Annotated in this window: 10 protein-coding genes, 1 tRNA gene and 1 pseudogene; 11 read left to right on the forward strand and 1 reads right to left on the reverse strand. The window is 71.4% G+C overall.

What is annotated here, in order from left to right:
* Positions 1–6: 6 nt before the first annotated feature.
* The 6 genes from tadA (at position 7) to ACZ47G_RS03285 (ending at position 3,789) form a co-directional block, all read left to right on the forward strand.
* The gene (gene tadA, locus ACZ47G_RS03260) at positions 7–534 is read left to right on the forward strand and encodes a tRNA adenosine(34) deaminase TadA (RefSeq protein WP_465739716.1); all 528 of its coding nucleotides are present in this window, start codon (positions 7–9) and stop codon (positions 532–534) included.
* Positions 535–602: 68 nt separating this feature from the next.
* A tRNA-Ser gene (locus ACZ47G_RS03265) sits at positions 603–692 on the forward strand.
* Positions 693–1,136: 444 nt separating this feature from the next.
* A complete protein-coding gene (locus tag ACZ47G_RS03270) occupies positions 1,137–1,301 on the forward strand; it encodes a hypothetical protein (RefSeq protein ID WP_188304848.1) in 165 nt (54 codons plus the stop codon).
* Positions 1,302–1,314: 13 nt separating this feature from the next.
* Positions 1,315–1,608, forward strand: a complete 294-nt coding sequence (locus ACZ47G_RS03275; protein WP_380461013.1) for a Dabb family protein — start codon at positions 1,315–1,317, stop codon at positions 1,606–1,608.
* 359 nt (positions 1,609–1,967) lie between these two features.
* Positions 1,968–2,723, forward strand: coding sequence for an RNA polymerase sigma factor SigF (locus tag ACZ47G_RS03280; protein ID WP_435823770.1), 756 nt, complete (start codon positions 1,968–1,970; stop codon positions 2,721–2,723).
* A gap of 145 nt (positions 2,724–2,868) precedes the next feature.
* A complete protein-coding gene (locus ACZ47G_RS03285; protein WP_465739717.1) occupies positions 2,869–3,789 on the forward strand; it encodes an RNA polymerase sigma factor SigF in 921 nt (306 codons plus the stop codon).
* A gap of 18 nt (positions 3,790–3,807) precedes the next feature.
* Here the strand turns inward: ACZ47G_RS03285 and ACZ47G_RS03290 are convergent, their stop codons facing one another.
* Entirely contained in the window at positions 3,808–4,884 is a 1,077-nt protein-coding gene (locus ACZ47G_RS03290; protein WP_465739718.1) for a tyrosine-protein phosphatase, read from the reverse strand.
* 226 nt (positions 4,885–5,110) lie between these two features.
* On the opposite strand from ACZ47G_RS03290, the gene ACZ47G_RS03295 reads away from it, so the two are divergent.
* The 5 genes and pseudogenes from ACZ47G_RS03295 to ACZ47G_RS03315 form a co-directional block, all read left to right on the forward strand.
* Positions 5,111–7,480, forward strand: coding sequence for a hypothetical protein (locus tag ACZ47G_RS03295; RefSeq protein ID WP_465739719.1), 2,370 nt, complete (start codon positions 5,111–5,113; stop codon positions 7,478–7,480).
* 113 nt (positions 7,481–7,593) lie between these two features.
* Positions 7,594–9,108 carry a GT4 family glycosyltransferase PelF gene (gene pelF / locus ACZ47G_RS03300; RefSeq protein ID WP_380461008.1) on the forward strand — a complete coding sequence of 505 codons (1,515 nt, stop codon included), beginning with the start codon at positions 7,594–7,596 and terminating at the stop codon, positions 9,106–9,108.
* Between the two features lie 218 nt (positions 9,109–9,326).
* Entirely contained in the window at positions 9,327–10,877 is a 1,551-nt protein-coding gene (locus ACZ47G_RS03305) for a hypothetical protein (protein WP_465739720.1), read from the forward strand.
* Between the two features lie 81 nt (positions 10,878–10,958).
* Positions 10,959–11,951, forward strand: a complete 993-nt coding sequence (locus tag ACZ47G_RS03310) for an SDR family NAD(P)-dependent oxidoreductase (RefSeq protein ID WP_380461006.1) — start codon at positions 10,959–10,961, stop codon at positions 11,949–11,951.
* Between the two features lie 73 nt (positions 11,952–12,024).
* Positions 12,025–12,726, forward strand: a pseudogene (locus ACZ47G_RS03315) (nucleotidyltransferase family protein); the annotation flags it as partial.
* Positions 12,727–12,832: the final 106 nt, after the last annotated feature.

Consider the following 12,832-nt stretch of genomic DNA (forward strand, 5'->3'; position numbering starts at 1 on the left):
GATGCCATGCAGCCCGCATCCACCCCGCTGACCGTCCCGTACGTCCCCCCACTGCCCGCCCCCGTCCGCCCCGACCCGGTCCGCGACCGCTGGGCGGCGCCGATGCGCCTCGCCATCGCCGAGGCCGCCCTGGCGCCGGCCACCGGTGACGTCCCGGTCGGGGCGCTCGTTCTGGGCCCGGACGGCGAAGTGATCGGGCGCGGCCACAACGAGCGCGAGGCGGTCGGCGATCCGACCGCGCACGCCGAGGTGGTCGCGATCCGGCAGGCGGCCGAGAAGCTCGGGGAGTGGCGGCTCAGCGGCTGCACCCTGGTGGTGACCCTGGAGCCCTGCACGATGTGCGCCGGAGCCATCGTGCTGTCCCGGATCGACCGGGTGGTCTACGGCGCCCTCGACGAGAAGGCCGGCGCGGCCGGCTCGCTCTTCGACGTGATGCGCGACCGCCGGCTCAACCACCGACCCGAGGTGATCTGGGGCGTCCTCGCGGACGAGTGCGGCGAGCAGCTGCGCGCCTTCTTCGACACCCATCGCTGACTCCTGCGGTGACGGCCCTCCCGATACGGATTTCGTGACCGCGCCACCCGTCCGGTAGAGTTCCCCTCGGTAGCGTGTCCGAGCGGCCAAAGGAGCACGCCTCGAAAGCGTGTGTGGGGGCAACTCCACCGTGGGTTCGAATCCCACCGCTACCGCCAGAAAGCCCGAGGGCCCGTCCGATCCGGACGGGCCCTCGGCGTTTCCGCGCACCCTCGGACGCGGAAAGGGCCCCGTACTCCAGGCCGATGACCACCATTGCCCGGCCCGTACGGAGCCTTGGAGGGGGAGCGGCTCTGGGGGACCGACCGCTCCCCCGGCGGAGTCCCACAACCGGCGCCGCGAGGGGGAAAGCCGCGACCACCGGTCCCACAGCGGGGGCTCCGGATCCACGCGCCGGGGATTCCTGCCAGATCCTCGGCACGTCAACCATCCTGCCGTCCGGGCCGTGCCGAGGCACCCGGAGAAAGGCCCCACCCGCGGGGACCTTCGTCCCGCCGGGCGAACGCGTCGCACACTTGATAGCCCGTCCGGTGGATAAGCTGCCCCGCAGGGCCGCTCGGGGACCCGGATGACGGCGGCCCACCGCAGGGAGGAAGGTCACGATGGCGCAGGCGAAGAAGATCGGCATGGCCCTCCTGCTCATCTTCGTGCTCTACTCGATCATCACCTCGCCGGCCCGGTCCGCCGAACTCGTCCAGCTGGGCTTCGAGGGCATCTCGAACGCGGCCAAGGCGGTCGGCACCTTCATGACCGGTCTGATCAAGTAAGGAGCGGTACATCGTGATCCGCCACCTGGTCCTGTTCAAGCTCAACGAGGGCGTCGCCAAGGACGAGCAGCGCGTGCTGTCCGGTGCCAAGGCGTTCGCCGAGCTCGGCTCGCTGATCCCCGAACTGCGCGAGTGGGACTGCGGCTGGAACACCACCGAGCGCGACATCGCGTACGACTACGCGATCAACAGCCTGGTCGAGGACCGTACGGCCCTCCAGGCGTACCTGACCCACCCCGCGCACCAGGCCGCGGCCGGCCAGTGGCGCGAGTTCGCGACCTGGGTGATCGCCGACATCGAGGTCTGACCCCCGCGACCGTCCCCCGGACGGCCCGCGCCCGCCCCGTCCGGTCCCCGGACGGGGCGTCTTGGTATGCGCCGGAACAACCCTTGCGGCGCCTCGCCGACGGGACCGGCGCAGTCCGGGCACCCCATCAACACACCTCCATCGGGTGCTTGCCCGACCTGCGCCCACCTTGTGATGCTATGACCGGTTTTGCCGGACATGGCGAGGTGCGAACCAGCCGCGACACCCGATCCGCAGGGCCCACCGTTGTCAACTTTGGGAGGGGTGAGGTGTCCGTGGACGAGGTGTTGGCTGCGATCATCAGCCCGGCCGGCGAACTCCGCCCGGACGGGCTGCGCGGCCCCGGCGGCCGACCCGCCATGGACGTCCGGACGCTCACCCGGGTGCTGTTCGAGCGGCTGTCCGAGCTGCCCCCGGACGCCCCCGAGCGGGAGCGGGTCCGGGCCGCCCTGATCGAGGTGAACATCCCACTGGTCCGCTACGCGGCCACCCGCTTCCGCAGCCGCAGCGAGCCGATGGAGGACGTCGTCCAGGTCGGCACCATCGGCCTGATCAACGCGATCGACCGCTTCGACCCGACCCGGGGCGTCCAGTTCCCCACCTACGCGCTGCCGACCATCCTGGGCGAGATCAAGCGCTACTTCCGGGACAACGTCCGCACCATGCACGTCCCGCGCCGGCTCCAGGAGCTGTGGGTCCAGGTCAGCGGCGCCATGGAGGAGCTGACGGTGCTGCACGGGCGGGCCCCCAAGGTGCCCGAGATCGCCGCCAGCCTGCGGATCCCCGAGGAGGACGTCCGGGCCTGCCTGGACGCCGGGCGCGCCTACAACGCGGCCTCCCTGGAGGCCGCCCAGGAGCACGAGGGCGGGCTCGCCCTGCTGGACCGGCTCGGCTACGAGGACGCCGCGCTGGCCGAGGTGGAGCACCGCGACATGGTCCGCCACCTGCTGGTCCAACTCCCCGAGCGGGAGCGACGGATCGTGATGCTGCGGTTCTTCGCCAACCTCACCCAGTCGCAGATCAGCACCGAACTGGGGATGTCCCAGATGCACGTCTCCCGGCTGCTCTCACGGATCCTGACCAGGCTTCGGACCGGCAACTCCTGGGAAGAGTGAGATTGCAGCGCGTTACCCCCGCGTGACATCTTGCGACGTTCGGGTTTGCCGGGGACCGTGTTCCGGTATGGAGGGGGTTGGGCCCCTGCCGGGAACCTCCGTGCGACGGCCCCCGTTCAACTGTCAGTCACAAGGGGGTGGGTGCATGTCCGGAGAGCTGGGCACTGCGGAGATCCACGCTGGTCAGGCCAAGGGTACGGCGGTCGCCGAGGAGCGGATCCCGCTCCAGCGGGCCACGTCTCTCGAAAGGCCCGTCGCCGGGGCGACCGGCCCGGTGACGTCCACCGAGGCGCCGCCCGGCTCCGGGCTGGACACCCGGACGCTCTCCCGCTCGCTGTTCCTGCGGCTGGCCGCGCTGGAGCCGGGCAGCGAGGAGCACACCTACGTCCGCGACACCCTGATCGAGCTCAACCTGCCGCTGGTCCGGTACGCCTCGGCGCGTTTCCGCAGCCGCAACGAGCCGATGGAGGACATCGTCCAGGTCGGCACCATCGGGCTGATCAAGGCGATCGACCGCTTCGACCCGGAACGCGGGGTGGAGTTCCCCACCTTCGCGATGCCCACCGTGGTCGGTGAGATCAAGCGCTTCTTCCGGGACACCAGTTGGTCGGTCCGGGTGCCCCGGCGGCTGCAGGAGCTGCGGCTGGCGCTCACCAAGGCCGGGGACGAACTGGCCCAGCGGCTGGACCGCTCCCCCACCGTCGCCGAGCTGGCCACCTGCCTCGGGGTCAGCGAGGAGGACGTGGTCGAGGGCCTCGCGGTGGGCAACGCGTACACCGCCAGCTCACTGGACTCCAGCCCCGGCGAGGAGGACAGCGAGGGGCCGCTGGCCGAACGGCTCGGCTACGAGGACCTCGCGCTGGAGGGCGTGGAGTACCGGGAGTCGCTCAAGCCGCTGCTGGCCAAGCTGCCGCCGCGCGAGCGCCGGATCATCATGCTGCGGTTCTTCGGCAACCTGACCCAGTCGCAGATCGGGGAGGAGATCGGGATCTCCCAGATGCACGTCTCCCGGCTGCTCACCCGGACCCTCACCCAGCTCCGCGCGGGGCTGATCAGCGAGGGCTGACCGCCGCCGCTCCCTGGCTCAACTGCCGTCGCCGTCCAGGAGGTTGGCGCGCAGTCCGGCCAGCACGTGCTCGTCCAGCCCGAGCCCCTCCCGCCAGAACGCGTCGAAGTCGCCCCAGCCGGCCTCGACCTCCGCGAAGGCCGCGTCCAGGTAGTCGCGGTCGGCCCGGAACACCGGCAGGAGGAGCTCGGGCTCGCGCATCAGACCCCGGCCGCCGAAGTCGGCCAGCACCCGCTCGACCACCGCGGCGGAGCGCTCGTTGGTGAGCAGGTAGTCGGCGAGCACCGTCTCGCGATCCACGCCCAGCGCGGTCAGGACGAGCGCCGCCGCCCAGCCGGTGCGGTCCTTGCCCGCCGAGCAGTGGAACAGCAGCGGCACGCCGTCCGGGGCGGCCAGCAGCCGCAGCAGCGCGGCGAAGCGCTCGCGGGCCACCGGGTCGGTGACGAACCAGCGGTAGAGCCCGGTCATCATGGCGGCCGCCCGGCCGTCGCCGAGCAGGGCGCGCTGCCTGTCCGGGCTGCGGTCGGCGAGGGCGCCGCGCAGCGTCAGGTGGATGTCGAAGTCCGTTGCCAGCAGCGGGAGATGATGGATCACCACGCCGTCCGGCAGCCGGTCCGGGCCGGCCTCGCGGACCTCCTCGGGGCTGCGCAGGTCGACCACCGCGCGCAGCCCGAGCGCGCCCAGCGGGTCGAGGTCCTCGGCGGTGACATGGTTCAGGCCATCGCTGCGCAGGACCACGCCACGGCGTACCGCGGCCCCCTCGGCCGTCCGACAGCCGCCCAGATCCCGGGCGTTGACCGCCCCGCGCAGACCCAGACTGCGGCCGACCAGGACCGTTCCATCCGGTTCCGGGAGCGCATTCCGTACGTTCCCGATTCGCTCGGATGCGATCTGACGATCGGCCATCAACGGCCTCCATTGCATATTCGGACTGTCACATGGCACAGCGGTGCCCGATATTGCATGAACCTGCCCGTTGCGGCGGCAAGATGTGCAAGAGTGTCGTGCGCGACGACGACAGTGTAGGTGCCCCACAGAGCCGTGTGAGCCGCACAGTCGGTAACCAGGTGTAGCACTCGGCTTCCGGTTTTTCATTTTCAATTCATTATTTGCGTAGGCGGTCCGGTTACGGTCACAATCAGCGCCGCCATGGCTTCGCCATGAACGTTGGTAACAGGTTCGCTGCACTCTCGCCCAATTGGTCCCTCGCACCGTCGACCCTCGACCAGGATGGGCGCCGGGCAGCCTGCTGCCCGCGAACAGCTACACGGGCCGGCGAGCGCCGAGCAGCGCAGCGCCTGTCCCAAGGGGAGGATCAGACATGGGTCGAGCGACCCGAAGAGTTGCCGCCTGCGCAGCGGCAGTTCTGCTGGCCAGCGGCCTGCAGACCACCCTGGCCCACGGCGACACCACGCCGCCCAGGATCGACCTCACCGTCCTGGTCATCGACGACGGGGGCCCCTCCGTCGCGGCGATCACCGCCGAGCTCAAGAGCCAGGGCACGCCCTACAAGGTCGTCAGCCTCAATGACCCCAACCGCCCCGTCATCGACTCCGCTTTCCTGAGCGACACGGTGAACGGGCTGCCCCGGGGCAAGTACCAGGGCATCGTGCTGCCCAACGAAAACCCCTTCCCCAACAGCGCAGCCGAGATGACGGCGATCGCCACCTACGAAGCGGCTTTCAACGTCCGGCAGATCGACGCGTACACCTGGGCCAGTCCGGCCGTCGGCCTGAACTACGCCCAGAATCCCGGATTCGTCGGCACCCTCGACGGATTCCAGGCAGCCACCACGACGGCCGGAACTTCGGGCCCGTTCGGGTACCTCAAGGGCAGTGTCCCGTTCGAGGACAACGACCCGAACGTCAGCGAGAGCTACGGCTACCTGGCCACCCCGCTGGCCAACCTGCCGACCGGGGCCTCCTTCGTCCCGCTGGTCGACGCGGCGATACCCGGCACGACCAACCGCGGCTCGCTGGTCGGTGAGTACACCCACGACGGCCGCAAGGAGCTGGTCGTCACCTTCGTCTACAACCAGTACCAGCAGCAGTACCGGCTGCTGGCCCGCGGCATGGTCGACTGGATCACCCAGGGCGTCCACCTCGGCTACGACCGCAACTACTTCGCCACCCACGTGGACGACGTGTTCCTGGCCGACGACCGCTGGGACACCGTGCTCAAGTGCACCCCCGGTGACGTCACCTGCCCGCCCGGCACCCCGGACACCGCCAACCCGATCCGGATGACCCCCGCCGACGCGCAGTACCTCAAGCAGTGGCAGACCGCCAACAACTTCACGCTGGACATGGTGTTCAACGGCGGCGGCAGCGAGGACTGGAAGGCCGACCACCAGACCACGGTGGACCCGACCGCCGGCCAGCTGATCGCCGACCAGAACAGCTACCGCTGGGTCAACCACACCTTCACCCACCCCTACCTGGGCTGCGTGCAGGACGTCACCGTGGTGCCGTGGAAGTGCACCAAGGACGCGACGGGCAACACCGTCTGGACCGACCAGAACACCATCTCCACCCAGATCAAGCAGAACTTCGACTGGGCGGCCGCCAACGGCCTCAAGCCCGACCCGCAGGTGCTCGTCACCGGTGAGCACTCCGGTCTGCTCACCGCCCCGCAGGAGACCAGCGACAACCCGAACCTGGCGCCGGCGCTGGCCGCCAACGGCATCAAGTTCACCGGCAGCGACGCCTCCCGCGAGCCCGGCCAGCGGGCCGTCGGCTCCTCCACGCTGACCGTGCCGCGGTACCCGATGAACGTCTTCTACAACGCCGGTTCGGCGAAGGAGGAGGCCGACGAGTACAACTGGATCTACACCAGCAAGGCCAACGGCGGCAGCGGCGTCTGCGAGAACAACGCCAACTCCACCTGCCTGCCCCAGCCGCTGGACACCGCCACCGGCTACCAGTCGTACATCGTGCCGCTGGAGGCCCGGATCGACCTCGGCCACGTGCTGAACAACGACCCGCGGCCGCACTTCGTGCACCAGTCGAACCTCTCCGAGGACCGCATCCTGTACCCGGTGCTGGAGAAGATCCTCGGCAACTACCGCTCGCTGTTCGCCGACAGCACCCCGATCGTGAACCTCGGCGAGCGCGAGATCGGCCAGGAGTTCCAGAAGCGCGCGGCCTGGGACAAGGCCGTCGCCGCCGGGCAGGTCACCGCCTACAAGATCGGCAACACCGTCACGGTCAACGCTCCGGCCGGTGTTCAGGTCCAGGCCACCATGCCGACCGGAACTGCTCAGAAGATGGCCATCGGTACGGCCGCCTTCGGTTCGGCCTACGCCGGTACGCTCTCGGGCTGGGTGTCCCCGGGCGCCCTGCAGAGCAGCGTCACCCTGCAGCTCCCCTCCGGCAGCGCGCCGGCCGCCCCGGCCGCCGTCACGCCGAACGTGGCGGCCAAGTCCGTCCCGGCACCGGCGCCGGCGGACAAGAAGGTCGTGCCGCAGGGCGTCGCCACGCCCGTCCCGGCCGGCCCGAGCGACGTCACCCGCAAGCCCGCCCAGTCCCTCGTCCCCGGCAGCGGAACCCCGGTGCCCGGCAAGGACGCGGTCCAGGGCGCCAAGTCCCAGGGCAACGGTGCCCAGGCCGGCAACGGCCAGGGCGGTTCCGGCAAGGCTCCCGGGGGGACGGCCTCGCACGGCACCACGACCGGGCGCTCCGGCAACCGGTAATCCTCAGCACCTCGTGGCGGGGTCGGGCCGGTCGCCCGGCCCGGCCCCGCCACGGGTCCCGCTCCGGCCACCCAGTCCGGACAACGACGCAAGAACAGGAGGGGGGACAGGAGATGCGCGTCACCCTGCTCACCGAGGGGACGTACCCGCACCAGCACGGCGGCGTGAGCGTCTGGTGCGACCAACTCGTTCAGGGCATGCCGGACGTCGACTTCGACATCATCGCCGTCACCGGAACCGGCCAGGAGCCGCTGGCCTGGGAACTGCCCGCCAACGTACGGTCGGTCACCACCGCGCCGCTGTGGGGCCCGGCCTCGGAGGCCCGGCCGCCGCGCGGCAAGGAGATGCGGCGCTTCCTCAACGCGTACGAGCGCTTCCTCCACTCCATCCTCGACCCGGTCTACACCACCCACTTCGGCACCGAGCTGTACGGCTTCGCCGACCTCGCCCGGCGCGGGCTGCTCAGCCCGGCGCTGCGCAGCGAGCGCGCCCTGCGCACCCTCCAGCACGTGTGGACCCGCGACTACCTGCCCACCGCGGTCTCCCGGCCCACCCTGCACGACGCGCTGAACGCCACCGACCTGCTGGAGCACGCGCTGCGGCCGCTCTCGGTCGACCCGCCCACCGAGGGCGTCGCCCACGCGGCCAGCGGCGGCCTCGCCACCCTGCCCGGGCTGATCTCCGCCCAGCAGTTCGGCGTACCGTTTCTGCTCACCGAGCACGGCATCTACCTGCGCGAGCGCTACCTCGGCTACCGCACCGGCCCGTACCGCTGGCCGGTCAAGGCGCTGCTGCTCGGCTTCTACCGGATGCTCGCCGAGGAGAGCTACCGGCAGGCCGCCCTGGTCACCCCCGGCAACCGGTACAACCGGCGCTGGGAGGAGCGCGGCGGCACCCCGTCCACGCACATCCGCACCGTCTACAACGGGGTGGACCCGGCCGCCTTCCCGCCGGCCGGGCCGGAGCCCGAGACGCCGACCCTCAGCTGGGCCGGCCGGGTCGACCCGATCAAGGACCTGGAGACGCTGATCCGGGCCTTCGCCATCGTCCAGCGTGAGATCCCCGAGGCGCGGCTGCGGCTCTTCGGGGGCACCCCCAAGGGCGGCGAGGCGTACCGGGACGGCTGCATAGCCCTGGCCGCCGAGCTCGGCGTGGCCGACTCGGTGGCCTTCGAAGGCCGCGTCGCCGACATCACCGACGCGTACGCGGCGGGCAACGTGGTGATGCTCTCCAGCATCAGCGAGGGCTTCCCGTTCACCCTGATCGAGGCCATGTCCTGCGGCCGCGCGACCGTCTCCACCGACGTCGGCGGCGTGCGCGAGGCCGTCGGCGACACCGGACTGGTCGTCCCGCCGCGCGAACCCGAGCCGATGGCGGCCGCCGCGATCGAGCTGCTGCGCGACCCCGCGCGGCGCGCCCGGCTCGGCGAGGGCGCCCGGCTGCGGGTCATCGAACAGTTCACCCTCCGCCAGAACATCGACGGCTTCCGGAGCATCTACACCGAACTCCTGGGCACCTCCCGCTGGATGCCCGGCGGCGTGGTCGCCGTCGCCGACGAGGTCCCCAGCCCGGACTGGGACCAGCAGCTGGCCACCGCCCGGCCCGAGCCCAGCGAGGTGGGCGCGTGAACGAGCGAAGCGAGCGAACCATCAGCAGGTGCGTGTTCCGCGAAGCGGCCGCCGAGCCCAGCGAGGTGGGCGCGTGAACGAGCGAAGCGAGCGAACCATCAGCAGGTGCGTGTTCCGCGAAGCGGCCGCCGAGCCCAGCGAGGTGGGGGCGTGAACGAGCGAACCATCAGCAGGTGCGTGTTCCGCGAAGCGGCCGCCGAGCCCAGCGAGGTGGGCGCATGAGCGGTCCCATTCGCCTCGTCCCGGACGAGGGCGGCGCCGAGCCGACGATGCAGCTGCGCACCCTGCCGCTGAAGCGCCGCCGCCCCGCCCCCGCCGCCGAGCCCGACCCCGCCGAGCAGCTCGGTCTCTCCGACGACCCGCTGGACGAGCTCGCCGAGCGCCTGCGCGACGTCTGCGCCGACGCCGTCCACCCGTACGAGATCGCGGCCTTCCTGGAGTCCGACGGCCTCTCCGACGAGCAGGCCGCCCTGCTGTACGGCCGCCCCGACGCGTTCACCGTCGCCGAGGAGCTGTTCGAGAAGGTCGAGCGCCGCTACCCCGGCCCGAGCTCCGAGTTCGCCAACCCCTGGCGGGCCGACCCCTGGCGCTGCGTGGTGCGCGGCCTGGTGTTCGCCCTGCCCGGCCTCGGCTACCTGCTCGGCGCCAACCTGTTCGCGACCACCCGGATGCGCTTCGGCCTGCCCTCGGGCATGCTCGCCCTGTCCATCGCCACGCTGGTCAGCTGGGGCTTCAACCAGGCCCTAGCGCACCGCGCGTACCGCTGGCTGGGCCGGCTGCGCCGCCGGGACGCGGCGGTCTGCCTGGCCGTGGGCGCCCCGCTCGGCGCGCTGGTGGCCTCCGCCTCCGCGTACGTGGTCGGCGGGCCGCTCGGCTCGCTGTGGTTCGCCGCGGGGCAGTCCTGCTACCTGGCCGCGGCCACCGCGCTGCTGGTGCTCGGGCGGGAGAAGTTCCTGCTGCTGGCGCTGGCCCCGGCCTCGGTCGGCGCGGGCGTGGTGCTCGCGGTCGACGTCCCGCAGGCGGTCCGTACGGTGGTGCTGCTCGCCTCGGTGGCGCTGGCGGTCGGCCTGGCCGTCCGGGAGCTGCTGGTCGCGGCCCGCGGCGGCGAACGGGACGGCGTGGAGCTGAAGCTGCCGATCCGCCAGGAGGTCCCGCACCTGCTGTTCGGGCTGGCCTGCGGCGCGCTCACGCTGATCGCCGGCCTCGGCGAGACCGTCCACCAGGCCGTGCACGCCGCCTCGCACGTGGTGCACACCCCGGTCCACGGCGCGCACACCCCGACCGCCCCGACCGCGCCGACCGGCCCGGCCATGATCGCGCTGACGCTCAGTCTCGGTCTGGCCGAGTGGCTGCTGTTCCGCTACCGGGCGATGGCCGTGGCCGCACTGCGCTCCAGCCACACCACCGGGCAGTTCACCCGCCGCACCGGCGGGATCCTGCTCGGCTGCCTGTTCATCTACCTCACCACCGTGGCCGCGCTGGACGCCGCCGCGACCGTGCTGTGGCCGGGCGCCCCGTCGCTCGGCGTGCCGCAGCTGGCCGCGATGCTGCTCCTGGGCGGCTCGCTCTGGCTGGCGCTGCTGCTGAACGCCTTCGGGTTCAGCTGGAGCACCGCCCTCATCTGTCTGGCCGCCGCGGTCGCCGAGAGCGTCGGGCTGCTGACCGGTGCGGACCCGATCGTCCTGCAGCTGATCGGCTGCGGGGCGGCCGCGCTCGTCCTCACCGCAACCGCCGGGCCCGCGCTCGGCCGCACCACCCAACACCGCTGAGAATCCGCCTCTCCAGAGGCACCACCGGCCGGTCGTGACCACGCGTCCGGCTGTCCCCCGAGATCGAGAAAGCGAATCCGCATGAGCAGCGTCGCGGTTACCGGAGCCGAGGGCTTCATCGGCTCCCACCTGGTCGAGACCCTGGTCGCCGACGGGCACCACGTCCGCGCGATGGTCCAGTACAACTCCTTCTCCTCCTTCGGCTGGCTGGAGACCCTGTCGCCGGAGGTGCTGGACTCGGTCGAGATCGTCCTCGGCGACGTCCGGGACCCGGGCTCGGTCAACGGCCTGGTCAAGGGCACCGAGGCGGTCTACCACCTGGCCGCCCTGATCGCGATCCCGTACTCCTACCGCGCTCCCCACTCGTACGTGGACACCAACGTCACCGGCACCCTGAACGTGCTGGAGGCGGTGCGCCACCTGGAGATCCCGCGCCTGGTGCACACCTCCACCAGCGAGACCTACGGCACCGCGCAGACCGTGCCGATCACCGAGGACCACCCGATCAACACCCAGTCCCCGTACGCCGCCTCGAAGGCCGGCGGGGACCGGCTGGCCGACAGCTACCACGCCAGCTTCGAGACCCCGGTCGTCACCCTGCGCCCGTTCAACACCTTCGGCCCGCGCCAGTCGATGCGCGCCGTCATCCCGACCGTGATCGCCCAGGTCGCGGCCGGTCAGACCGAGATCACCCTCGGTGACCTGCGTCCGACCCGCGACTTCACGTTCGTCAAGGACACCGCCAACGCGTTCCGCACGGTGGGCACCGCGGCCGCCGAGAGCGTGGTCGGCCGGACCTTCAACGCCGGCACCGGCGGCGAGATCTCCGTCGGCGACCTGGTCACCCTGGTCGGCAAGCTGATGGGCGTGGACCTGGTGGTGAAGGAGGACGAGCAGCGCATCCGTCCGACCAACTCCGAGGTCATGCGCCTGGTCGCGGACGCCACCCGGCTGCGCGAGGCCACCGGCTGGGCCCCGCGGTTCAGCCTGGAGCAGGGCCTGGAGCAGACCATCGAGTTCTTCCGCGACCCGGCCAACCTGGCCCGCTACAAGACCGACATCTACAACGTCTGACCGCCGTACCGACCATGCCCGTCCTGGCAACCAAGGTTCGCGTCCTGCACATCCTTTCCGTGGGGGAAACACCATGCATGCAGTGATCCTGGCCGGCGGTAAGGGCGTCCGTCTCCGCCCGTACACCACCGCGCTCCCCAAGCCGCTCGTCCCGATCGGCGACCAGCACGCGATCCTGGAGATCGTGATGCGCCAGCTCGCCGCCGCGGGCTTCAAGACCGTCACCCTGGCCATCGGCCACCTCGGCCACATCATCCGCGCCTACGTCGGCAACGGCTCGCAGTGGGGCCTGCGGGTCGGCTACGCCGTCGAGGACAGCCCGCTCGGCACCATGGGCCCGCTGCTCACGATGCAGGACCGCCTGCCGGAGCACTTCCTGGTGATGAACGGCGACATCCTCACCGACCTGGACTTCTCCGGGGTGCTCAAGCACCACGAGCAGTCCGGCGCCCCGCTGACCATCGCCACCTACGCCCGTCAGGTGAAGATCGACTTCGGCGTGCTGACCACCGACTCCGGCACCATCACCGGCTTCCAGGAGAAGCCCTGCATCGACTACCGGGTCTCGATGGGCGTGTACGGCGTCTCCCGCGCCGCGCTCGCCAAGTACACCCCGGGCCTGCCGCTGGGCTTCGACGAGCTGGTGCTCGACCTGCTGGCCGCCGACACCCCGCCGGCCGCCTACGACTTCGGCGGCTACTGGCTGGACATCGGCCGCCCCGACGACTACGACCGGGCGAACGCCGAGTTCACCTCGATCCGCCCGGTCCTGATGCCGTTCGAGTCGGCCGCCACCATGCCGGGTCTCGCGGAGCTGCCCGTCCCGGCCGCCCGCACCGCCCCGGACGACGCGACCGACGAGCCCGTCACCGCGGGCGCCG

Source organism: Kitasatospora sp. NPDC030952 (genome assembly GCF_055571335.1).

Excerpts from the sequence above, each read along its gene's own strand:
- ACZ47G_RS03310 (WP_380461006.1), top strand. The coding sequence starts at position 10,959 with ATGAGCAGCGTCGCGGTTACCGGAGCCGAGGGCTTCATCGGCTCCCAC.
- ACZ47G_RS03285 (WP_465739717.1), top strand. The coding sequence starts at position 2,869 with ATGTCCGGAGAGCTGGGCACTGCGGAGATCCACGCTGGTCAGGCCAAG.
- tadA (WP_465739716.1), top strand. The coding sequence starts at position 7 with ATGCAGCCCGCATCCACCCCGCTGACCGTCCCGTACGTCCCCCCACTG.
- ACZ47G_RS03305 (WP_465739720.1), top strand. The coding sequence starts at position 9,327 with ATGAGCGGTCCCATTCGCCTCGTCCCGGACGAGGGCGGCGCCGAGCCG.
- ACZ47G_RS03280 (WP_435823770.1), top strand. The coding sequence starts at position 1,968 with ATGGACGTCCGGACGCTCACCCGGGTGCTGTTCGAGCGGCTGTCCGAG.
- ACZ47G_RS03270 (WP_188304848.1), top strand. The coding sequence starts at position 1,137 with ATGGCGCAGGCGAAGAAGATCGGCATGGCCCTCCTGCTCATCTTCGTG.
- ACZ47G_RS03290 (WP_465739718.1), bottom strand. The coding sequence starts at position 4,884 with ATGAAAAACCGGAAGCCGAGTGCTACACCTGGTTACCGACTGTGCGGC.
- ACZ47G_RS03295 (WP_465739719.1), top strand. The coding sequence starts at position 5,111 with ATGGGTCGAGCGACCCGAAGAGTTGCCGCCTGCGCAGCGGCAGTTCTG.
- pelF (WP_380461008.1), top strand. The coding sequence starts at position 7,594 with ATGCGCGTCACCCTGCTCACCGAGGGGACGTACCCGCACCAGCACGGC.